We start from the raw sequence: 21,070 nt of genomic DNA, 5'->3' as shown, positions 1-21,070 counted from the left end.
CGTTATTACTTTTGGCCTGCAGGCATTTGCTCGGCAGCTGCCATTTGACCTGTTTCTGCAACGCCTAAGGAATAACCCGGTTTCAACGTAACAATAGCACGCTTTGAAAGTTTGCCCTGAGTTTTTCTACGTTTGAACGTACGATTTTTTCCTTTGCGGACCACAATGCGAACTGTGTCTGTCTCTACATTGAAGAGCTTTTTGAGCGCTTCTTTCACCATAGGTTTATTTGCTTGCGGGTGAATCTCAAGAACAACTTTTTTAAATTGTTGCATCAATCCCGAAGCTTTACTGCTCACCACAGGTTTGAGGATGACATTATAAACGCTTAACTCCATGTGGCCACCATTTTCTTAAACAAGTCTAAATCTTTCTTTAACACAACCCATTGATCGCCGCGTACAATACTGTATGCGTTCGCATCATCAAAGAGCACAACGTTCACATTTGGAATATTTACAAAAGAAGCGTAGTGCACCATATCTTCAGTAGAAAGAAAGAGGATAATTCTTTTGCCAATCAATTGAGCATTTTTTAATGCTTGATGCGCGTGGGATGTTTTTGGCAAATCGTTAGAAAGTTGCCAATCAAGCACACCAATCGATCCATTCTCTAAATAATTCCAGAATAATGTATTCAAAACACCTCGTTTGAGATCTTTTGAAATTTTGAGAGTTCTTGTACGAGGCTGTGGACCAAAAATTACACCACCACCAATCCAAAGTGGTGAGCGAGCAGATCCGGCACGTGCACGGCCTGTACCTTTTTGTTTCCAAGGCTTCTTATTTGAAAAGTTAACATCTGCACGTCCTTTGCAACCGACGGTACCTTGACGGCCGTTTTGCAATAACGTACGAATACTAATTGCAAAAGCGGCTTTATCGATTGAGCGCTCAGGAACTGCTTGAAAATCTGCAGCTTTAGCAACCATCAAAGCATTTTGCGAAGTAGTTTGAGTTTTTTTTGTTTTTTGAGCACACATGTTCTATTTCCTATACTTTCTGCACAAACACGAGCGAGCCTGCTCCGCCAGGTACTGAACCCTTAACAAGGACAAGCTTTGCATCTTGCTCAACTCTAATCACTTCTAGATGTTTCATCACGCGTTGATCACAACCCATGTGGCCAGGTAATTTTTTACCTTTAATAACGCGACCTTGAGATCTCATGAAACTCATAGATCCCGGCCATCTACCAAAACGTGGTCCGTGACTGGCGCTACCGCCTCTGAAATTGTGGCGTTTAACGACACCTTGGAATCCACGGCCTTTGGTCATCCCAAAAACATCAACTTTTTGGCCAACGGCTAAAACCGCTGCCCAGTCAAATGGTTGACCTACTTGATAGGAGCCTTGATCGTTCAATGCAACTTCGCGGAAATATTTAAAATATTTATTTTTCTTCTTCAACCATTCAATTTGGAAAGGTTCTTGCGCATAACGTTCACGCAAACATCCAATTTGAACTGCTTCATACCCATCACGATCCTTAGTTTTCACCTGAGAAATAATCCAATTATTAAGGTCGATAACCGTTACCGGTACCACCTTATTTTGCTCAGAAAAAACTTGGGTCATGCCAATTTTGGTTCCCCAAATACCATTCAACATCGATAACCTTTCCACCGCTAGCAAATTTCTACGTCAACCCCAGAAGAGATACTTAATTTCATCAACGCTGTCATTGTTTCTTCAGAGGGATCAACAATATCAACGATACGCTTGTGCGTTGTCAAATCGAATTGCTCGCGCGATTTTTTATCGATGTGCGGTGACCGCAAAACGGTAAAATAGCGGCTCTTATTAGGCAATGGAACAGGTCCCACGACTCGGGAACCTGTTCTTTTTGCTGTCAAAACAATTTGTTTCACCGCTTTATCAAGAAGCTGGTGATCATACGATTTAAGCGCTAGGCGAATTTTTTGTTTTTTCATTCCAAACCTTACCGTATGATACTATTTAAGAATTTCAGTTACTACACCAGATCCAACGGTGCGTCCACCTTCACGAATTGCAAAGCGAAGATCTTTTTCCATTGCAATTGGCGAAATAAGGTCAACGCTTAGTTCAACGTTATCACCTGGCATAACCATTTCACGACCAGCCGGCAATGTTACAACACCTGTTACGTCTGTTGTTCTGAAATAGAACTGAGGACGATAACCGTTGAAGAATGGGCTATGACGACCGCCTTCATCTTTGCTCAAGATGTAAATTTGGCATTTGAATTTTTGGTGAGGTTGTACTGAACCTGGCTTAGCAATAACCATACCACGTTCAATTTCTTCTTTTTTCGTACCACGAAGAAGAATACCTACGTTGTCGCCCGCTTGGCCTTCTTTAAGTTCTTTTTTGAACATTTCAACACCAGTTACAACTGTCTTTTGTGTTGATCCGAAGCCAACGAGTTCAACTTCTTCACCGACTTTAACTTTGCCACGCTCTACACGGCCTGTAGCAACAGTACCACGACCAGCGATAGAGAATACGCCTTCAACCGGCATCAAGAACGGCTTGTCGATTTCTCGAACTGGTTCAGGAATATAGGTATCAACTGCGTCTAATAATTTTTGAATTGCTTGGTAACCAAGTTCACCAGCATCGCCTGCGAGCGCTTTGGTTGCAGAACCGCGAACTACAGGAACATCAGCACCAGGAAAGCCATACTTGCTGATAAGATCGCGAACTTCTTCTTCAACCATATCGATCATGTCTTTGTCATCAACCATGTCGCATTTATTCAAGAATACAACAAGGGCAGGAACACCTACGTTTTTTGCAAGCAAGATGTGTTCACGTGTTTGAGGCATCGCACCATCTGCTGCAGAAACAACAAGAATTGCGCCGTCCATCTGTGCCGCACCGGTAATCATGTTTTTTACATAGTCGGCGTGGCCAGGGCAGTCAACGTGCGCATAGTGACGTTTGTCTGTTTCATATTCAACGTGAGACGCAGCGATCGTAATTCCACGTTCTCTTTCTTCAGGCGATTTATCGATTTGATCGTAAGCGGTAAAATTCGCTAAACCTTTTTGTGCCAAATATTTTGTTATTGCAGCGGTAAGGCTGGTTTTGCCATGGTCAACGTGACCGATGGTTCCGACGTTTACGTGCGGTTTTTTTCTTTCAAATATAGCTGCCATGATATTGGTCTCCTACAGACTCTGTACGATATGTGTATTATTCTATTTTTTCTGAGCTACAGCTGCTTCAATGTGTTTAGGCACTTCTCTATATGCCTCAAACTCCATCGAGTAGCTTGCCCTTCCCTTGGTCATCGAACGCAGCGACGTCGCGTAACCAAGCATTTCACCTAGCGGAACCTCAGCGTTAATCACTTGGCTTCCACTGCGACCTTCCATCCCTAAGATTCTGCCTCTTCGAGAGTTAAGGTCACCCATTACATCACCCATATATTCTTCAGGCGTCTCAACTTCTACTTTCATAATTGGCTCAAGAAGCACAGGATTTGCTTGCGCAAGTCCGCTTTTGAATGCCATAGATCCGGCGATTTTAAACGCCATTTCTGAAGAGTCAACATCATGATACGAACCCTCGTATAGAGAAACTTTAATGTCCACTACAGGAAATCCTGCCAAGATGCCAGAAGAGAGGGCTTCTTCAATACCTTTTTCTACACCGGGGATAAATTCTTTTGGAATCGATCCACCAACGATATCATCTTCAAATACAAATCCTGATCCACGCTCGCGAGGCTCAAGCTTAATCCAAACATGCCCGTATTGACCACGGCCACCAGATTGCTTGATGTATTTCCCCTCAGAATCGACAGACTTTTGAATTGTTTCTTTATAAGCAACTTGAAGCTTGCCTTGCGCCACATCCACTTTTGATTCACGTTTGAGGCGATCGACAATAATTTCAAGATGCAACTCACCCATACCAGAAATAACCGTTTGGCCCGTTTCTTGATTATAGGTAAATCTAAATGATGGATCTTCTTGCATTAATTTACGCAAGCCGATTACCATCTTTTCGTAATCACCTTTATTCTTTGGCTCAATAGAGCTATCGATAACCGGAGCTGGTACATCAATAGATTCGAGCAAGATAGGACGATCTTCAGAACAGAGCGTATGACCAGTGATCGCATCTTTAATACCAACCACTGCAGCAATATCGCCTGCTTTTACACTATCAATTTCTTCACGCTTATTGGCATGCATTTTTACCAAACGGCTTACGCGCTCTTTGTTGCCAGTGTTTGCATTGTACACGTATGAGCCAGATTTAATTTCGCCAGAGTAAACACGAATAAACGTGAGAACACCAACGAAAGGATCGGTCATAATTTTAAATACAAGCGCTGCAAAAGGAGCATCTGGATCCGCCTTGCACTCTTCTTCCTTACCGGTTGAAGGAACTTTTCCTACAACTGGCGGAACGTCAAGAGGCGATGGTAAATAATCGGTTACCGCATCAAGCATCAGCTGAACGCCTTTGTTCTTGAATGCAGTGCCGCAAAATGCAAGCGCGATTTGCTGGCTAATAACACCCTTACGAAGTGCCGCTTTAATTTCAGGAATTGAAAGCTCTTCACCATTCAAATAACGTTCTGCCATTGCATCATCAAAGTCGCACGCTTTTTCAACAAGCTGCGTACGCAATTTTTCCATTTGTTCAACATGCTCAGCAGGAACATCAGACCACGTTATAGTAACGCCGCGATCAGCTTCACTAAACGTAGCCATTTTGCGCGTTAATAAATCGATAATTCCTGAAAGATTTTCAGAAAAACCAACTTGCATTTGAGCAGGAACAGCGTTTACATGTAATTTTTCATTAATATCGTTAACAACTCTCAAGAAATCGCCACCAACGCGATCAAGCTTATTAACAAAAATAATACGCGGAACTTTATAGCGTTTTGCTTGGCGCCATACTGTTTCTGATTGAGGCTGAACTCCAGCTACGCCGCAAAAAACACCGACCATTCCATCAAGCACGCGCAATGAGCGGCCTACTTCAATGGTGAAGTCAACGTGTCCGGGCGTATCAATAATATTAATATTGTGACCCTTCCACGTGCACGTCGTTGCAGCGGAAGTAATCGTAATGCCGCGTTCACGCTCTTGCTCCATCCAATCCATAACCGTGTCGCCCTCATGGACTTCCCCAAGCTTATGGGTAACACCTGTATAGAAAAGGATGCGCTCAGTCACGGTGGTTTTACCAGCGTCAATATGGGCAGCAATACCAATATTTCTAAATTTTTGCAGTTCTCTTTCTCTACTCATAACTATCCCCAATTACCACGCGTAGTGCGAGAATGCACGGTTAGCTTCAGCCATCTTATGAACATCTAGCTTCTTCTTGACCGCATCTCCGCGACCTTCTGCTGCATCAAGCAACTCGTGGCCTAGGCGTAGCCCCATAGATTTATCTGATCGTTTCTTAGCAGCATCAATAACCCAACGCATTGCAAGCGCACGGCGACGTTCTGGGCGAACTTCAACTGGAATTTGATAAACGCTACCACCAACACGTCGTGGACGTACTTCAATAGCAGGAAAAACTTGCTCAAAAGCTCGGTAAAAATACTCAAGCCCTTTTTCGCGGTTATTTCCAGACTTCTTGGTAAGAATTTCGATTGCGTCGTAAACTATTTTGCGCGCAACGCCTTTTTTGCCGCGCCACATAACAACGTTGATAAACTTTGCAACTAATTCAGACCCATAGCGTTCGTCGACACCGATATCACGCTTTAAGCTTATTAATTTTTTACGCCTTGCCATAGATTAAATCCTTCTTGCCTAGCTTATTTAGCCGCTTTAGCTTGTTGTCGTTTTGCGCCATACAACGAACGTCCTTGCTTTCTATTCTCTACTCCAGCAGTGTCTAATGCACCACGAACGATGTGATATTTCACACCTGGAAGATCCTTTACTCTTCCACCACGAACGAGAACAACAGAGTGTTCCTGTAAGTTATGGCCTTCACCACCGATATAAGCAGTTATTTCGATTCCTGTTGAAAGCTTAACACGAGCCACTTTACGAAGAGCTGAGTTAGGTTTTTTAGGAGTCATAGTAGACACACGAGTACAAACACCACGTGCTTGCGGAGCACCTTTAAGTGCACGGCTCTTAGACTTATATACCACTTTGTGACGTCCAAAGCGGGCAAGTTGATTTATTGTAGGCATAAAGTTTTCCCAAAAAATTAATCGTTAACTGTAACTAATTACCAATCAGTAGATTCTATATCGAAAGCGTCGGGCGCGTTGATTCTCTGTGTATCGTTTATTTTTGAAACATTAAAGAATTATAAACATTTTAACCTTTTCCAGATTTTTTTCAAGTGGAATTGTGCCTCCAAGAAATGATTTTTGCTCATAGACGTCGCACACTATTCATGTTACCGTGTATGTCAGATCTCAGAGAAAAAAAACAACTTACAAACCTTATTCGGCCTTATTTTTGCTAAGGAGTATTTGTATGGCTTATCAAATCGTATCGCAGCTACTCGGCACAGCACAGCATCTTTTTTTCATCGCAGCGGGAATTGCAGGCGTCGGATTTCTTATAGGATTTCACGAGCTAGGCCATTTCCTCTTTTGCAAACTCTTCAAAATTGCCACCCCCTCATTTTCTATAGGTATGGGGCCGAAGCTTTTAAGCAAAAAGATAGGCGAAACCGAATTCGTGCTTTCTGCCATCCCATTTGGGGGCTATGTTGAGATCGCTGGCGCAGCAGAAGTGGGCCAAGGCGATCAAAAAGAAGCGCACCGCAAAGATAAATATTCGTTCGCCACTAAGCCTTATTATCAAAAAATGCTTGTTATGGCTGGCGGCGTGCTTTTCAATCTCATTTTTGCCTATATTGCTCTTTCGGCGCTCTATTTTACTGGAATGCCAAAATCTGCGCTCCTTTATCCAAGTAATGCATCAACCACTATTGCTACCATTGAAAATGAATCCCCTGCAGCTCAAGCTCAGCTTCAAGAGGGAGACATCGTTAAAGCGGTAAATAATGAACCGATTACCTCGGCTACGCAATTAATCACAATCGTTAAGAATAACCCCAATAATAAGCTCAACTTCTCCGTAGAACGCGCAGGTTCATTGCAAGAACTACCGGTTATCGTTGGTGAGCGCACTGTTCAAGATCAAACCGTAGGGTTTCTCGGGTTAGATTTTGTTATTCCCAACTATTCGTTCATTGATTCAATAAAAATGGGCATTTCATCAACTCATTTAATTGTTGTCCAAGTATGGAAAGCGCTCGTCGGCATTTTTACCCTTCAAAACGTCGGCCAAGTTGGCGGGCCATTAATGGTAATTTCTCAGACAGTTAAAGGCGCTGAAAAAGGGATCAAAGTTTTCATGCTGCTTCTTGCATTTATCAGCGTAAACTTAGCGCTCATGAATATCATTCCGCTTCCCATCATGGATGGTGGCCAAGCGCTTCTTTATACGATCGAAGCTATTGTAGGCCGTCCATTACCTGAAAAAACCCGCATGATGATTCATTATGTTTGCTGGATTGCGGTGCTTGCCCTCGTGGTATTTCTCAGCGTTAAAGATGTACTTCACCTATTTTCAATAGCGTAATAACTTAGCTATGAACAAACTATTTTTCATCCTGTGCATATCATTCCCGTTAGCGGGTAGTTTTCACTTAGTAAGAATGCACATTGCCAGACTCAATAATCGCAGCAATTCTTTTTTAACTGGATATCACAACTATCCAGCAAACACGGTATGTAATCCCCATGCTACTCAGCTTGATAAACGATCAAACCTTCGTATCATCGATCCTGCACTGCCACTTGCGATCAAACTCGATATTGCGCAAAACGAGCTTAATATTATGGCCCTTGAAATTGGTTTCATGGCGCAACATCTAAATATCGCATCACAGGATCAGGTTAATAATTTTTTTAAAGAAATGGGGCCGTTGAATTAAAATTGCCTAGCAAAAGCTTTTCTGGTACAGCAAAAAAATAAGGGCCGATTTTAGTCGGCCCTTTTAATTTATCTAGAAAAGTGCTGTGTTTTATTCAGCTTTTTTCATTTGCGCGATGTGCGGATGCTCAGCACCTTCGTAAATGCGTAGCTTTTTAATCACAGAGCGGCCTAATTTCGATTTTGGCAGCATTCTTTCAATCGCAAGCTCTAAGACCTTAACCGCGCCCAACTCTTCCATTGTGGCCGATTTTTGTCCGCCCATCCAACCTGAATAGGTATAGTGAGTTTTTTGTTGCCATTTTTTACCGGTAAATACAACGTCTTTTGCGTTGATGATGACTACGTAGTCACCAGCATCAGAATGAGGAGTATAGATAGGAACGTGTTTTCCGTGCAGAATATCAGCAACTCTTGTCGCCAAACGGCCTACAATTTTCCCACGTGCATCAATTACGTGCCATTTTGGCTTTTGATCTTCTTTTCTGAGGTAAAATGCTTTATTCATATCCATGGTGGATTCCTTATCGACTTAGCAAAAAATCTTTACGTGTAGTTCAATAGTAGAGCAAAAAGCTTTCTGGGTCAAATGAGATTTGCCAAACTAATGGTTTCCATAATTGCCGCTTTTATTTATATTCATAAAGTATTCATTATTTTTTTCGCACAAGGACTCCTATGCAGCTCAATTGGCTCGTTTTGTTGCCGCCCCTACTTGTTATCGCTCTAGCATTTATTACGCACCGCGTACTTTTTGCTCTTTGCATGGGAATTTTATCTGGCGCCGTTATTGCAGGTTCATTTTCACCATTTGAATCGATGCGTATTCTTTATCAAAACGTTATTGCGCAATTTGATATTGCAAATATATACACATTCGGCTTCCTTTTGAGCCTTGGCGCTTTGATTACATTGATTAGCTATACGGGAGGCACCATCGCCTACGGCCGCATCATAAAAAAAAGACTTACAAATGCTCGTAACGCCGAAACCGCTTCAATGCTTCTTTCTTTTTGCTTTGCTATAGACGATTTTTTTAGCATCCTCACGGTCGGTTCGATTATGAAGCCGGTGACCGACACGTTTAAGGTCCCCCGCATTAAATTAGCATTTCTTATCGATTCCCTCGCTGCCCCAATGATCATTTTGGTCCCGTTTTCAACCTGGGTTGCTATGATTTTGATGCAGCTTGAAAAAGCAGGCGTCTCTATAAACAAAGACGCGCAGCCTATAATTCTTGAAGATCCTTTCGCATTCTATTTGCAAAGCATTCCATTCATTTTTTATTCATTCATTATCGCCGCAAGTGTTTTCTATATCATTCGCTCCAATTCTTCCTGGGGATTAATGCGCGTGCATGAAGAAATTGCTCAAAAAACAGGCAATCTTTTTGGCGGGGCGCAAGAACACGAAAGCAAAGTAGCGCAATCAACTGAAACCAAGGGCACACTCTTTGATTTTCTGTTTCCCTTGGGTTCACTTATTGCAGGCATCATTATTGCCGTCCTGTACCTGGGAGATTCTGCGCTATTTGGCGGCCCAAATTCACTCGCGCAAACAATGCAAAAAACAGATATTTTCTTAGCCCTTTTTGCTGGCGGCGTTACGGCACTCACCGTAAGCATTTTTGTAGCGTTTGTTACTAAAAAAATTACCTTCAGCGATTTACCGATTATTGCACGCGGCGGCTACGAACTTATGAAAGATTCCATCGCAATTCTCTTTCTTGCGTGGACTTTTGGTTCTCTTTTGAAAAACAATCTGCACACCGGTGAATTTTTAGCACAAATCCTTGTTGGCTCGGTAAGTAGCGCATTCTTGCCAGCAATGTTTTTCATAGCGGCACTTATTACCGCCGTTGGAACAGGATCTTCTTGGGGTACTATTGCGGTATTAGTCCCTTTGGCTATACCCCTCGTTGCAAAATTTGCCCAAATACCCACACCTGCAGCCATTGGCGATCTTTTGATGGCGTACCCAGTTATTGGTGCAATTTTTGCTGGAGCGGTTGCTGGGGATCACGTTTCACCTATTGGAACTACAACGATTATGTCCGCCACCAGTGCTGAAGCAGACTTGCATGCGCACGTTCGCTCGCAGCTCCCTTATGCTGCCCCAGCCCTTATCAGCAGCTTTATTGCTTATATCGTTGCTGGCTATACGATTCCTTATGGAATTTGGATTTCCTTTGCCTGTTCGTTAAGTATTGGACTTTTTTTAGCACTTTCCATGCTCTTTACGATGAAAATGCTCCAAAAAAAGGCATAGTTTTCTATTTGTAACTTTTCTCGGCTGTTTATTGGGGGGCGTTTTCCACGCCCCCTTTTTTGTGCTAAAATGAGATCTGTAAATATAATTGAATGGAGTTTATATGAATTTCAAAAAAATATTTTTGGCGGGCTTGCTTTTTGTACCGTCGGTTCACATGCAAGCGGAATACATGCAAATAGACGAGCGCACATTTTCTGAAAAAATGAAAGAAACGTTCGGAACGGTGCTTTCAAACGCAAAAGAAAAAGTGACCCCTATTTTAGTAAACGCCGGTGAAAAAGCTAAAGAAAAAATTACTCAGTTCGCCTATAGCGACCCACGCTTGGTTGCTTTGAACGTTTTAGGCGGCATTGGTGCTACTGGTGGTCTATTGCTTGCTTTTAGTGGCATAAGAACATCATTATCTCAAAAAGCTGAAGACAAAGAAAAAAGCGGGATAAGCAAAATCCTTGTTGGTTCTTTACTCACCGGGCTTTTTGCTGGTGTGATTCTTAAATCAAAACACATAATTAAATTCTGCGAATAATTAATAATTAATAAAGAGAGCCTGAAAGAATTTCCAGGCTCTCTTTATTGTCAAAATATCGTGGCTCTTATTTAATTCTCTTCATCGTCAAAATCTTCCTCTTCAGATTCAACCGGCTCTTGCTCGAGTTCGAGTTCTTCTTCCGGTTCATCTTCAGGTTGGATTTTTTCCGCCATCATCAATTCGATATCATCGGGTGATTTTAATAAATCTTCGCTCAAGCAAATATTGCCATCTTCGATGATCCAATAATCATCTTCAATACGAATACCAATCCCTTCTTCGGGAATATAGATACCAGGCTCAATAGTGATCACATCTCCCTTTTGAAGCGGCGTGCTATAATCGCCAACATCATGCACATCGAGCCCTAAATAGTGCCCAATACCATGCAAGAAATATTTTTCGTACCCTTTTTCTTGTAAGAAACTAACGGCGCGATGGTAAAGCGATTGTTCCGGTTTGTCTTTATTGGAAACCCACATACCAGGACGCGCTAAGCTCGCTATATAATCTTGCGTTTCAAGCACGATCAAATAAAGTTCTCGCTGCCGCTTGGTAAAAGTTCCAGATACGGGAAATGTGCGTGAAAGGTCCGCATTGTAGTAATTGTACTCTGCGCCAATATCAACTACGACCATATCTCCTTGCTCAAGTTTTCCGTTATTTTCCTGGTAATGCAAAATGGTACTGTTTGGCCCCGATGCTACAATACTTCCAAAAGCAACTGAGCATCCACGAGAAGTAAAAAGATATTCAATAAGCGCTTGCATCTCATATTCTTTTTTTCCTGGAGCAATAGCACGAGCAACCGCGGCATGTGCATCAATCGTTACATCTATCGCTTTATACAAATATTCAAGCTCTTGATTCTGCTTAATGCGGCGCATACTGGCAAGCAATGGAGAAATGTCGACTACAAATTCAGATAAATTCGGAATTAAACTATTAATGCGCTGCAAAATAAATCGCTGTTCAACGTATGCGGATCCGGAATTAGGGTTGAATGTAAAAACCGTACGCTTTTGCGCGACCGCTGCATCCAATATTTTTATGAGTTCTTGATATTCCTCTTTGCTAAAAAATGGATGGCATTGATATCCTTTGCATTGCGCTCCCAAATACACAATTTCATCAAATCCCAATCGATCTTTTTGCGCAGGAGAAATAGTGGAAGCGACCCACTTTGCTCGTTCATTGCCAAAATTTGGAACATACAACGTTGTTTTATCACTTTTTAAATCAATTAATAATGCACATGCTGGCTCTTCAATCCCAGTCAAATAGTAAAATGAACGCTCTTGCTTGAAGATTGAGTGGCTCTCAAACGCACCAAAAAGAACTATGAGCCCATCGGCCGATTTCGGATACTGTTCACGAATTAATTGCATCAATTGTGCACGGCGACTTTTGAAGAATGCCGCATCATGCTTTTCACGAATTGCCATTGGTTCCCTTTATCTTTCTTATCTTTTTTATGAGTCTGATCGCTAAAATGCAGATTCCACTCCGATTCCAAAATAATAGCACAAACTGAACAATTCGCCCATGTCAAAAAATTATCATTCTTATAGGCACGTTCAAGCTCTGCGTAATTATAAAAATTAATACTAATTGACAAAATTTACAAATATGATACAGTTATTAGAAGTATTTAGTTTTAAAAGGTTGTTCATGTTAAAAAAAACAATAGTGATTTTATTTGCATTAGGTTTACCTAACTACAATAATTCTATGGATCTTCAAAAGCCAATGGGGCTTAAACAAACATTTGAAGACTTCCAAAAAATCGCACGCGCTATGCAACGTAAATCTCAATTGCCCGCACCGAGACATGAACAATCAAAATCACTTATAACTGCAATAAATAGTGGTAAATTCGCAAACATCAATGATTTATTCAAAGCCGTCAGCAAAAACTATCCACCTCAAACAGATAGACATGCGGAGTTTATCCGACTACTCAAAAAAGAAAATTTGAAGGTACAGAGCTTTGTCGAAACATTCCATGAAAAAAGAAATGAATACTTGTTTAACGAAGCAACAAAAAATATGCTCTTTGACGGTAAGAAGGGAACTTATCAAGAATTGGTTTCGATTGTTTCAGAAATAGACCAAGAGGAAGAAGATGAGCAGAAACCCTCAATTACTTACGATGCTATTTTTCTCTCTTGGAAGTTTGATGAATTTAGGAATCATCTTAACAAACTCATTGAATCAAATGATGAATTAAAGAAAAAGGCATGGTGCATTCAGAGCGATGACAATACTGATTGTGCAAGTGTGCAATACACGAACAAACAATTCACTATAAAATTTAATTCGAATTTTCTGAGCTTACCCTTCAATGAAGACGCTCAAGCAGCGCTTACACACGAAATTACACACGTATTAAAAAAGCATGCAACTACAAGCTGTACCCTTCAAGTTTTGGGAATAAAACCTAAATCAAAAGAGTATTTAAGAATTAAGCGCCAACACGAATATGAAGCAGACCAATACGAAGCTGCTAAAGCTCTTACAAATACCCATTTAATGATAGAACTTCCTCTTTTCAGCGACAACAAATGGGCATCAAAAAAACATCCATCTGATAAAAAAAGACTCGATTCGCTTTACACACTTCTTGCATTGCAGACTAAAGAAATAGATTTTTTTATAGGTAATAAACTCGATTAATTTACAAGTGCCAAAATACGCTTTCTTATTCGACTGATTATCACTAATTTTCCTGTGGTACATTATTTATAGCGCCCGCCTATTCAAAACCGTGAATTATTGCGTATTTAAGCCACTTTTTGCTACTTTAAAAACAAAAGGAGCAATTTATGAAGATGAAATTAATAATAATGGCGTCCCTTTTTGCCATTGTTTCTAGTATTTCGAGCGTTGCTATAAAAGCTGACTGTGATTCAAATGGAACGGGACGAGGCTGTATAGATTGCCAAGCCGCATGTGCAGCAGGTAGAAGCGTTGATCGTGAAACGTGTATTCAATGTAATAGTTGTATCGGATTCAGCGACGAAGCTAAACAAGAATGTGGCGAAACGCCTTTCTAAGAAGTTCCGCAGCGATCAGTATAGAATTGAAGAATAAGGTACAGATTTTTTCTGTACCTTATATTCTTATAATTATTTTGATGCAGCTTTTAAAAAATATGATTTTGCAGGAATGCCTGTTTTCTCATAATTACTAATATCATCAGTATAAAGCTCTTCAACAAAACGCCCCCATACCGGCTTTTTAATAGAATCTTTTGAACTCACCATTAATCTGCCAACATTAGTAAATTCTTCTCTATCTATCGGCACCTTTAATCCCTCTTTTTGTACCATATCAATCCTCATTAACTTCTTCATTTTAGATATGATGTGAGGCACACCCTCAAATTCATTAAATGATAGATTGAGTTTTTCTAATTCTGTTAAATCACTAAAATTCTCCTGCAAGCTCTTTAATTTATTAAAAGAGAGATCTACTTCATTGAGCTCGGGAAGACTTTCTAGATTGAGTTGCTCTATTTGATTATGGGATGCGATCAAACGTCCCAACTTGGGTAAAGCACAAACTGTCAGAATCTTTAGTTTATTATTCTTTAGAACCAATGCATATAAATTAGAAAACGATGATAATTCAGGGGATTTTAAAATTCTATTCGATGAAAGGTCTAAACCTGCGGTAGTTGGCGCGAAATTCAAAAACTGCTTAGGAAATTCATCTAAACAATTTTTTTGTAGGTTAATATATTTTATCCTAACAAGCTTAACCACCTCTGAATTAGCGTCCCTTTTAGCCGTTAGCCTCATGACTTCTGCAAGCACTGAAATATCGGCCTCTATTGTATCAGATGTTATTCTTTGATTAGAAAGATCAAGTGTTTGCAAACTCGCCTCTTCGGGAAGCTTAGATTCAATAACATTTCTATACAAAACAATTTCTTTGCAATTGTTTGTAAATGCTTCATCTATTTTTTGACTGGTGGGCGCCTTAGGCAAATCGGACGAAGCGTTATCACCGGTTTCATTATTATTGCAACTATCCATCGCATAAGAAATTCCAAAAGAGCAACCAATAATAAATACAAAAAAGATACGCTTCATACTTTTATCCTTTAATATTAATTGATAGTTAAAGTTTGTTTTTATCGAAACATTTCAAGATTTTAAAACGGCCGTCGCTCTGATAATGCTTTAAACACCGTAACGCGATCCATATATTCAAGCGAAGAACCAACAGGAATGCCTCGCGCTAAGCATGAAATTTTGATTGACCAATTTTTAAGCTTTGAAGAAATATATGAAGCAGTTGCCTCACCCTCAGGCGTTTGATTGGTTGCTAAAATTATTTCTTTAATATCATCGTTTACTCGAGCGACAAGCTGATCAACAGTCAAATCCTCAGGGCCAACGCCATTTAACGGGCAAATTGCGCCGCCAAGAATATGATACAGGCCACTGTAGCCTCCCGTTTTTTCAATCGCCATTAATTCTTGCCATGTTTCTACAACGCAGATAATGGAACTATCACGTTTGGGTGAATCGCAAAATGGGCATGCTTTGGCTTTTTCTTTCCAGACAAAACAATGCGGGCAATGAACTACTTCTGCACGCGCATCCATGATCGCTTTGCAGAGCTTTTGCGCTTTTGCATCATCCATGGTGAGAAAATAGTTAGCAACACGATACATATTTTTTGATGCAAGGTACGGGACTTGCTGTAATTGCTTCAGTAACTGCCCGAGCGTTGGGACTTGCTCAATCATACTTCAAAACTTTCATAATTTGCGCTTGTGCAACGCCCAAGAATGTACTCACTATCGTAAAGAGCGCCAATCCGCTTGAAAAGCTTGAAAGAACTGCTGCAACCACGAGCGCCATGCCAATAGATGAAACACGCTGTTTTGGATCGTTGCCCGCCGGCGCATGTAATACCATCCCAATAAAGATCAGAATCGGCAGAATATAGTACGGATCACGCGCTGTTAAATCTGGGATCCACAAAAATGGCGCCTTATAAAGCTGGATCGCATTTGAAAGAATGATGCTCAACGCCCAGAAGATTGGCAACTGGAGCAGAAGCGGAATACATCCGGCCATTCCTGGCATACCATGCTTACGAATCAGTTCAGCGCGCGCTTCAGCCAACGCCTCTTTATCGTGTTTGTATTTGTGCTGAATATGATCAAGCTTCTTTTGAAATTCCATACGCTTTTTCAAGCTTTGTTCACCGCGCCAGGTAAATGGCAACAACAATAGTTTGAGAAGAATCGTCAGAATAATAATTGCCCAGCCATAATTATGCACAACGCCATAAATAGCCTCAAGCGCACGCAGCATTAATTGCGAAAGCGGTTTTGAAATAAACGAGAACATCCCATAGTTCAACGTTTCTTCTAAGCGCGCATCTACTTGGGCCATCGCTTGATCCTCTTTTGGCCCCATATAAAACGAGAGGTTCCATGAAGCATTGCCGGTAACATCAGGCCCTTCTAGAATGGCGTACCACATTTCCAGATCCACCGGCTTGAAGTAGCCACGTTGTGTAAATTGTTGCGGATCGTTTACTAATGCATGAATAAAATAACGATCTTGCGCGCCAAACAAGGTTGGATGCGACCAATACGAAGAAGCTGTCTCGGCATTGCGTGAATACATTTTAACTTTATTACGTTCGTCATTTGCAATAACCGTAACGACATCTTCACCTGCCAATTCTGAAACCAATGGCGAAGGAATAAATATGCGTGCTCTTTGGTTAATGACGCCGTTTGCCTCGAATCCAACTTCTAGATCAATTCGATAGTCTTGCTTGTAAACCACAAACTTTTTGTTTAAATAGCCATTTTCAATCGGTGCTCGGTAGGTAAGCGTATGAGTTTTATCATCTTCTTGATGATTTACCAACTCAAATGAAAGTGGCGTTTTTTCTTCAAGTGCAACCAAGAAGCATCGTTTCTCACGATCTCCACCGGCCGGCGGAAATACGGTGCTTAAAAATCCTTCTTTTTCTCCCCAGTTGCGTCTGAATTCAAGGCGTCGCAATGAAGCGCCCTCAGAAGAAAATTCATAAAATGCGTTTTCTGTTTCAAAAGAGGTAATTGTTGGCAGTTTAGTATTTTTTGCGTCACTAAAATCTATTTCAAGATTAAGCGGTTTGTGCACTTCAACTTCTGTAGATTTGGGTGCAACAAATCGTTGCCCTGATCTTACCATCTCAATAGTTTCGGCCCCTTCATGACGACTAAAAAAATAACGGAGTCCCATCGTAGTCGCAAGCGCAAGTGCAAATGGAATCAGTAATTTGGAAATCTCGTTAAAATTCATGAAGCACCTTATACTAAATATTGGTATATCGAACTGTTTTTTTGCTAGTTTAACAGAGAAGAAATCGTTCAGCTAGCAAGAGTTATATCATAACCTATAAAAAAGAGGTAGTTATGAAAAAGCAGTATCGCATCGGGCACATCGCAAAAGAGCTCAATGTAAAACGATTCGTTCTCAGATTTTGGGAACGAGAATTCGGGCTCAATTCGCCAAGATCAACCGGCGGTCAACGTTGCTATGAACAAGCGGACATTGATCGTTTTAAACAGATTAAACAACTCCTTTACGATCAAGGCTTCACGATCGCCGGCGCAAAAAAATGGTTAGAAGAACATGCAGCACAACCGTTTACTCCATCAACGGCAGCTGCGGAGGAAATCACTTTTATTCCGGCGCAAGAAAAAACACGCGAACTGCCAGAAGCTATTTCAGAACAAATAACAACGCTTCAAAAAAAACTTCTTAAATTGAGAGAAATGTTATAACACGTATGAACTATAAAACGTCACTTTTCATCTTCAGGCGCGATCTTCGCTTGCAAGATAACACGGGATTGATTGAAGCGATTAAACAATCGGAAACAGTTATACCGTGCTTTATTTTTGATTCGCGGCAAGTGAGCAAAAAAAATGAATACCGAAGTTTAAATGCTATCCAATTTATGATCGAATCCTTGCGAGAGCTTGATGAAGAACTTCGTAAAAAAGATGGCAAGCTTTATCTTTTTTACGGGAAAAATGAAGAGGTTATAGGATCCCTTTTAAAGTCGGGTAAAATTAATGCGGTTTTTTGCAACCGCGATTATACGCCTTTTTCAATCAAGCGAGATGAAGAGATTAAAAAACAGTGCCTTCATTATGATGTCGCTTTTCATCAATACGGCGATGCTTTATTGCATGAGCCTGAAGAGATCAAGACGCAAGGTGGAACTCCTTACTCTATTTTCACCGCATTCTATAAAGCATCGCTCCATTTCCCCGTTAAACAACCACAAAAATTACCCGCTGCGCATTTCTATCGAGGCGCGCTGAATGGCTCAGAAGCAACAACGGCGTACAAACAGATTCTGCCAGAAAGTAACAAGGAAATTTTTGTGCATGGTGGGCGAAAAGAAGCATTGAAAATAATCAAATCAATTTCTGACTTTCAGCACTATCAAAAAATACGTGATTTTCCTGCACAGCACACCACTGGCCTTTCGGCCCATTTGAAATTCGGCACGATCTCGGTGCGCGAAACGTATGCTGCCATAGCAAATCGCTTAGGCCCAGCTCACCCGTTACTGCGTCAACTTTATTGGCGTGATTTTTTTACGCACGTTGCGTATTACAGTCCGTTCGTTTATGGGCACGCTTTTCATAAAAAATATGATCAATTGGATTGGAATACGAGTAAAAAAGATTTTGATGCGTGGTGCTCAGGCAAAACCGGTTTTCCGATTGTTGATGCCGGTATGCGGCAATTAAATGCGACCGGCTACATGCATAATCGAGTTCGCATGATCGTCGCTTCATTTTTAACGAAAGATTTGCATATCAACTGGCTCTGGGGCGAAAAATATTTTGCTCAACAACTCGTTGATTACGATCCGGCAGTAAACAACGGCAATTGGCAATGGGCAGCTTCCACTGGTTGCGATGCACAACCGTATTTTAGAATTTTCAACCCGTGGCTCCAGCAGAAAAAATTCGATCCAGAATGCGCGTATATAAAAAAATGGGTACCAGAACTTGCAAAAGTATCACCAAAAACAATTCATGCTTGGGATGAAGAATACAAAAACTCTCGCATCGATTATCCAGCGCCGATGGTTGATCATGCAGAAGAGAGCGCTCGAGCAAAATTACTCTATAAAAGTGTGAAGCCATGAAAAGTATTAAATCTGGCCTACTTATATTTCCGCATCAACTTTTTGAAAATCATGAGTTATTAGAAAGCGATTATCCAATTTTTCTTTGGGAAGCGCCTCGTTATTTTACCGATTTTTCGTTTCACAAACAAAAACTGATTTTTCATCATGCGTCGATGAACTATTATCATGATTTTTTGAAAAGCCAAAAAAAGACGGTACATTATTGCACATTTGATGAGTCGATCTGGAAATTGCTACGCCAACATAAGATATCCCACATCTCTTATATAGATCCGGTAGATACACCGTTTGAATCATCATTAAAAAAAATGCTGCAAAAAGAAAATATTTCTTTTGAATCGCATCAAACGCCCGCCTTTCTCACGCCAATGGATATAATAAAAAAAACATTTGATAAAAAAGACAAAACTTTTCGGATGCAGCCGTTTTATATCGCCCAGAGAAAACGACTTAACATACTCATAAAAAACGGGGAACCGCTTGGCGGCGCATGGAATTTAGACACGGAGAATAGAAAAAAAATTCCGGTATCTGTTTCCATACCCGCTATTTGGCAGCCAAAAATTAATGCCTATGTTTCCCGCGCAAAAAAATACGTGGAAAAAAAATTTGCTAATAATCCAGGCGACACCGATTCATTTTGCTATCCCATTACCCATGATGATGCAAAAAAATGGTTAGATGATTTCCTTAAAAAACGTTTCAAGCATTTTGGTGATTATCAAGACGCGATTAACTATGAAACACCCTTTCTTTTTCATTCTATTCTATCGCCGCTATTAAACGCGGGGCTCCTAATACCAGAATATGTTATCAAAAAAGCTACGGCATATGGCGAGAAGCATAATCTAGAGTTTAATAATATCGAAGGATTCATTCGCCAAATTATTGGATGGCGCGAATATGTGCGCGGAATTTATACGATCCATGGGAACACGCAGCGCAAAAGCAATTTCTTTAAAAATAAAAAGAAACTTGGCAAAGATTGGTGGTCAGCGACTACCGGTATTGCGCCAATCGATCAAACAATCGAAAAAGTCCTGGCATATTCCTTCGCCCACCATATTGAGCGATTAATGATTTTGGGCAACTATATGCTTTTGAGCGAAATCGAGCCAAATGAAGTGTACAATTGGTTTATGGAGTTATTTATTGACTCGTATGATTGGGTGATGGTACCGAATGTTTTTGGCATGAGTCAGTTTGCTGATGGAGGCCTTATGATGACCAAGCCCTATATTTCGAGCTCCAACTATATTCGATCAATGAGCACCAATTTCAAAAAAGCTGAATGGTGCCAATTTTGGGATGCAAAATATTGGTATTTCTTGCACAAAAATCGAACATTCCTTTCAAAAAATCCTCGTATGGCACTAGTTTACCAGCAGTATTATCGATTAAAGCCGGAAACCCTCAAAGAAATGGTGGCGCTGGCTACCTCAGAAAAAAAACGATGAAGAATAATTTCTTCCTAATCCAAGTAATGACGATAAGAACGATCACCCTTTGAAGTTTTTGTTACCACAAATCCATTTCGTTCAAAAAATTTTCCGGCTTTGTGGGCATATTGCGGTACATCAGCTATCACAAACTTACAATTCTGTTGGGTTGCGGTTTCGAGTGCTTCTTCTAAAAGCTTTGAACCGATCCCATGGCCAGGTTTATCAACCTGGATCCATTCAATTCGTGCATAACTGGCTATATTTATGCAGAAAAAATCGAAGTGATAAGTGGAATAGTGAACGAGACCGCGCAATGCATTATTATCAATGCAGACATTAGTTCTAAAAATCTTTTGACTGAGACAATTCGTAATTTTATTTGAACAATTAATCGATCTACGCAAATCAGCCTCGCATTTTTCATCTTCATGCTTACACTGATCCAAAAGTGCCCCTACCAATGCTTGATGCTTGGGATAATAATAAGAAACAATTGTTGGGCTTTCCATAGCCCACGCAGCAAACGATCCCGCAACTATCAATACGCACATTATTCTGTACATCGGCCAATCCTTAAAAAACTTTTTACTTGAGACAAATTTTAGCTCAACTATTGTAACAGCGCTGCTCTTGATAGCAATGATTAAATAAACCTATAGATTACGGTTTTTGACTTATTCATGCAAACCATTAGAATAAACAGATATC

23 protein-coding genes are annotated in these 21,070 nt (G+C 40.7%); 9 read left to right on the top strand and 14 right to left on the bottom strand.

Annotated elements, in window-relative coordinates; all coding sequences use genetic code 11:
* Nucleotides 1-5: 5 nt before the first annotated feature.
* Genes HYX58_01325 through HYX58_01290 form a run of 8 tightly spaced genes read right to left on the bottom strand, consistent with a single transcriptional unit; the run spans nt 6 to nt 6,165 of the window.
* Nucleotides 6-338 carry a 50S ribosomal protein L23 gene (locus HYX58_01325; GenBank protein ID MBI2774626.1) on the bottom strand — a complete coding sequence of 111 codons (333 nt, stop codon included), beginning with the start codon at nt 336-338 and terminating at the stop codon, nt 6-8.
* Nucleotides 329-982, bottom strand: a complete 654-nt coding sequence (gene rplD / locus HYX58_01320) for a 50S ribosomal protein L4 (GenBank protein ID MBI2774625.1) — start codon at nt 980-982, stop codon at nt 329-331. The genes HYX58_01325 and rplD overlap by 10 nt, the downstream gene beginning before the upstream one ends.
* Nucleotides 983-992: 10 nt before the next feature.
* Complete coding sequence (rplC, locus tag HYX58_01315) at nt 993-1,607, bottom strand: 50S ribosomal protein L3 (GenBank protein ID MBI2774624.1); 615 nt, start codon at nt 1,605-1,607, stop codon at nt 993-995.
* A gap of 20 nt (nt 1,608-1,627) precedes the next feature.
* Nucleotides 1,628-1,933: a 30S ribosomal protein S10 gene (rpsJ, locus tag HYX58_01310; protein MBI2774623.1), complete on the bottom strand. Its 306-nt coding sequence runs from the start codon at nt 1,931-1,933 to the stop codon at nt 1,628-1,630.
* Between the two features lie 21 nt (nt 1,934-1,954).
* Complete coding sequence (tuf, locus tag HYX58_01305; protein ID MBI2774622.1) at nt 1,955-3,145, bottom strand: elongation factor Tu; 1,191 nt, start codon at nt 3,143-3,145, stop codon at nt 1,955-1,957.
* A 39-nt stretch (nt 3,146-3,184) separates the two neighbouring features.
* Complete coding sequence (gene fusA / locus HYX58_01300) at nt 3,185-5,257, bottom strand: elongation factor G (protein MBI2774621.1); 2,073 nt, start codon at nt 5,255-5,257, stop codon at nt 3,185-3,187.
* 12 nt (nt 5,258-5,269) lie between these two features.
* Nucleotides 5,270-5,755 carry a 30S ribosomal protein S7 gene (rpsG, locus tag HYX58_01295; protein ID MBI2774620.1) on the bottom strand — a complete coding sequence of 162 codons (486 nt, stop codon included), beginning with the start codon at nt 5,753-5,755 and terminating at the stop codon, nt 5,270-5,272.
* 23 nt (nt 5,756-5,778) lie between these two features.
* A complete protein-coding gene (locus tag HYX58_01290; protein ID MBI2774619.1) occupies nt 5,779-6,165 on the bottom strand; it encodes a 30S ribosomal protein S12 in 387 nt (128 codons plus the stop codon).
* 292 nt (nt 6,166-6,457) lie between these two features.
* Here HYX58_01290 and HYX58_01285 point away from each other — a divergent pair, with 292 nt between their 5' ends.
* Complete coding sequence (locus tag HYX58_01285) at nt 6,458-7,573, top strand: site-2 protease family protein (protein ID MBI2774618.1); 1,116 nt, start codon at nt 6,458-6,460, stop codon at nt 7,571-7,573.
* Between the two features lie 10 nt (nt 7,574-7,583).
* Nucleotides 7,584-7,928: a hypothetical protein gene (locus tag HYX58_01280; protein MBI2774617.1), complete on the top strand. Its 345-nt coding sequence runs from the start codon at nt 7,584-7,586 to the stop codon at nt 7,926-7,928.
* A 90-nt stretch (nt 7,929-8,018) separates the two neighbouring features.
* Here the strand turns inward: HYX58_01280 and rplM are convergent, their stop codons facing one another.
* The gene (rplM, locus tag HYX58_01275; protein MBI2774616.1) at nt 8,019-8,435 is read right to left on the bottom strand and encodes a 50S ribosomal protein L13; all 417 of its coding nucleotides are present in this window, start codon (nt 8,433-8,435) and stop codon (nt 8,019-8,021) included.
* A 170-nt stretch (nt 8,436-8,605) separates the two neighbouring features.
* Between rplM and HYX58_01270 the strand changes: the two genes are divergently transcribed.
* Complete coding sequence (locus HYX58_01270) at nt 8,606-10,195, top strand: hypothetical protein (GenBank protein MBI2774615.1); 1,590 nt, start codon at nt 8,606-8,608, stop codon at nt 10,193-10,195.
* Nucleotides 10,196-10,298: 103 nt separating this feature from the next.
* Nucleotides 10,299-10,724 carry a hypothetical protein gene (locus HYX58_01265; protein MBI2774614.1) on the top strand — a complete coding sequence of 142 codons (426 nt, stop codon included), beginning with the start codon at nt 10,299-10,301 and terminating at the stop codon, nt 10,722-10,724.
* Nucleotides 10,725-10,795: 71 nt separating this feature from the next.
* Here the strand turns inward: HYX58_01265 and HYX58_01260 are convergent, their stop codons facing one another.
* Nucleotides 10,796-12,172 (bottom strand): aminopeptidase P N-terminal domain-containing protein, encoded by a 1,377-nt coding sequence (locus tag HYX58_01260; GenBank protein ID MBI2774613.1) that lies wholly within the window; start codon nt 12,170-12,172, stop codon nt 10,796-10,798.
* Between the two features lie 226 nt (nt 12,173-12,398).
* Here HYX58_01260 and HYX58_01255 point away from each other — a divergent pair, with 226 nt between their 5' ends.
* Together HYX58_01255 and HYX58_01250 are read left to right on the top strand one after the other, a co-directional pair.
* Complete coding sequence (locus HYX58_01255; GenBank protein ID MBI2774612.1) at nt 12,399-13,403, top strand: hypothetical protein; 1,005 nt, start codon at nt 12,399-12,401, stop codon at nt 13,401-13,403.
* 149 nt (nt 13,404-13,552) lie between these two features.
* Nucleotides 13,553-13,783 carry a hypothetical protein gene (locus tag HYX58_01250; GenBank protein ID MBI2774611.1) on the top strand — a complete coding sequence of 77 codons (231 nt, stop codon included), beginning with the start codon at nt 13,553-13,555 and terminating at the stop codon, nt 13,781-13,783.
* 72 nt (nt 13,784-13,855) lie between these two features.
* On the opposite strand, the gene HYX58_01245 is transcribed toward HYX58_01250, so the two are convergent.
* The 3 genes from HYX58_01245 to HYX58_01235 all read right to left on the bottom strand — a co-directional run bounded on the left by HYX58_01245 (nt 13,856) and on the right by HYX58_01235 (nt 17,047).
* A complete protein-coding gene (locus HYX58_01245) occupies nt 13,856-14,824 on the bottom strand; it encodes a leucine-rich repeat domain-containing protein (protein MBI2774610.1) in 969 nt (322 codons plus the stop codon).
* Nucleotides 14,825-14,886: 62 nt separating this feature from the next.
* A complete protein-coding gene (gene recR, locus HYX58_01240; protein MBI2774609.1) occupies nt 14,887-15,486 on the bottom strand; it encodes a recombination protein RecR in 600 nt (199 codons plus the stop codon).
* Complete coding sequence (locus HYX58_01235) at nt 15,479-17,047, bottom strand: YidC/Oxa1 family insertase periplasmic-domain containing protein (GenBank protein ID MBI2774608.1); 1,569 nt, start codon at nt 17,045-17,047, stop codon at nt 15,479-15,481. Before HYX58_01235 ends, recR begins: the two co-directional genes overlap by 8 nt.
* A gap of 113 nt (nt 17,048-17,160) precedes the next feature.
* Between HYX58_01235 and HYX58_01230 the strand changes: the two genes are divergently transcribed.
* Genes HYX58_01230 through HYX58_01220 form a run of 3 tightly spaced genes read left to right on the top strand, consistent with a single transcriptional unit; the run spans nt 17,161 to nt 20,377 of the window.
* The gene (locus tag HYX58_01230; GenBank protein ID MBI2774607.1) at nt 17,161-17,532 is read left to right on the top strand and encodes a MerR family transcriptional regulator; all 372 of its coding nucleotides are present in this window, start codon (nt 17,161-17,163) and stop codon (nt 17,530-17,532) included.
* Nucleotides 17,533-17,537: 5 nt separating this feature from the next.
* On the top strand, nt 17,538-18,917 hold the full coding sequence (locus tag HYX58_01225; protein MBI2774606.1) for a deoxyribodipyrimidine photo-lyase: 1,380 nt from the start codon (nt 17,538-17,540) through the stop codon (nt 18,915-18,917).
* Entirely contained in the window at nt 18,914-20,377 is a 1,464-nt protein-coding gene (locus tag HYX58_01220; GenBank protein MBI2774605.1) for a cryptochrome/photolyase family protein, read from the top strand. Before HYX58_01225 ends, HYX58_01220 begins: the two co-directional genes overlap by 4 nt.
* Nucleotides 20,378-20,391: 14 nt before the next feature.
* Here HYX58_01220 and HYX58_01215 read toward each other — a convergent pair whose 3' ends face one another.
* The gene (locus HYX58_01215) at nt 20,392-20,925 is read right to left on the bottom strand and encodes a GNAT family N-acetyltransferase (GenBank protein ID MBI2774604.1); all 534 of its coding nucleotides are present in this window, start codon (nt 20,923-20,925) and stop codon (nt 20,392-20,394) included.
* Nucleotides 20,926-21,070 lie beyond the last annotated feature (145 nt).

The sequence above is a fragment of the Candidatus Dependentiae bacterium genome (genome assembly GCA_016191325.1).
Classification (GTDB): Bacteria; Babelota; Babeliae; order Babelales; family JACPOV01; genus JACPOV01.
Note: the sequence above shows the minus strand (reverse complement) of the source record. Positions and strands in the feature narration are given on the sequence as shown.

Coding starts and splice junctions, on each gene's coding strand:
- rpsJ (MBI2774623.1), bottom strand. CDS start 1,933: ATGAAAAAACAAAAAATTCGCCTAGCGCTTAAATCGTATGATCACCAG.
- HYX58_01250 (MBI2774611.1), top strand. CDS start 13,553: ATGAAGATGAAATTAATAATAATGGCGTCCCTTTTTGCCATTGTTTCT.
- rpsG (MBI2774620.1), bottom strand. CDS start 5,755: ATGGCAAGGCGTAAAAAATTAATAAGCTTAAAGCGTGATATCGGTGTC.
- rplD (MBI2774625.1), bottom strand. CDS start 982: ATGTGTGCTCAAAAAACAAAAAAAACTCAAACTACTTCGCAAAATGCT.
- HYX58_01280 (MBI2774617.1), top strand. CDS start 7,584: ATGAACAAACTATTTTTCATCCTGTGCATATCATTCCCGTTAGCGGGT.
- HYX58_01265 (MBI2774614.1), top strand. CDS start 10,299: ATGAATTTCAAAAAAATATTTTTGGCGGGCTTGCTTTTTGTACCGTCG.
- HYX58_01220 (MBI2774605.1), top strand. CDS start 18,914: ATGAAAAGTATTAAATCTGGCCTACTTATATTTCCGCATCAACTTTTT.
- recR (MBI2774609.1), bottom strand. CDS start 15,486: ATGATTGAGCAAGTCCCAACGCTCGGGCAGTTACTGAAGCAATTACAG.
- HYX58_01285 (MBI2774618.1), top strand. CDS start 6,458: ATGGCTTATCAAATCGTATCGCAGCTACTCGGCACAGCACAGCATCTT.
- HYX58_01235 (MBI2774608.1), bottom strand. CDS start 17,047: ATGAATTTTAACGAGATTTCCAAATTACTGATTCCATTTGCACTTGCG.
- HYX58_01225 (MBI2774606.1), top strand. CDS start 17,538: ATGAACTATAAAACGTCACTTTTCATCTTCAGGCGCGATCTTCGCTTG.
- HYX58_01215 (MBI2774604.1), bottom strand. CDS start 20,925: ATGTACAGAATAATGTGCGTATTGATAGTTGCGGGATCGTTTGCTGCG.
- fusA (MBI2774621.1), bottom strand. CDS start 5,257: ATGAGTAGAGAAAGAGAACTGCAAAAATTTAGAAATATTGGTATTGCT.
- rplM (MBI2774616.1), bottom strand. CDS start 8,435: ATGAATAAAGCATTTTACCTCAGAAAAGAAGATCAAAAGCCAAAATGG.
- HYX58_01290 (MBI2774619.1), bottom strand. CDS start 6,165: ATGCCTACAATAAATCAACTTGCCCGCTTTGGACGTCACAAAGTGGTA.
- HYX58_01255 (MBI2774612.1), top strand. CDS start 12,399: ATGTTAAAAAAAACAATAGTGATTTTATTTGCATTAGGTTTACCTAAC.
- HYX58_01230 (MBI2774607.1), top strand. CDS start 17,161: ATGAAAAAGCAGTATCGCATCGGGCACATCGCAAAAGAGCTCAATGTA.
- HYX58_01245 (MBI2774610.1), bottom strand. CDS start 14,824: ATGAAGCGTATCTTTTTTGTATTTATTATTGGTTGCTCTTTTGGAATT.
- HYX58_01325 (MBI2774626.1), bottom strand. CDS start 338: ATGGAGTTAAGCGTTTATAATGTCATCCTCAAACCTGTGGTGAGCAGT.
- HYX58_01260 (MBI2774613.1), bottom strand. CDS start 12,172: ATGGCAATTCGTGAAAAGCATGATGCGGCATTCTTCAAAAGTCGCCGT.
- HYX58_01270 (MBI2774615.1), top strand. CDS start 8,606: ATGCAGCTCAATTGGCTCGTTTTGTTGCCGCCCCTACTTGTTATCGCT.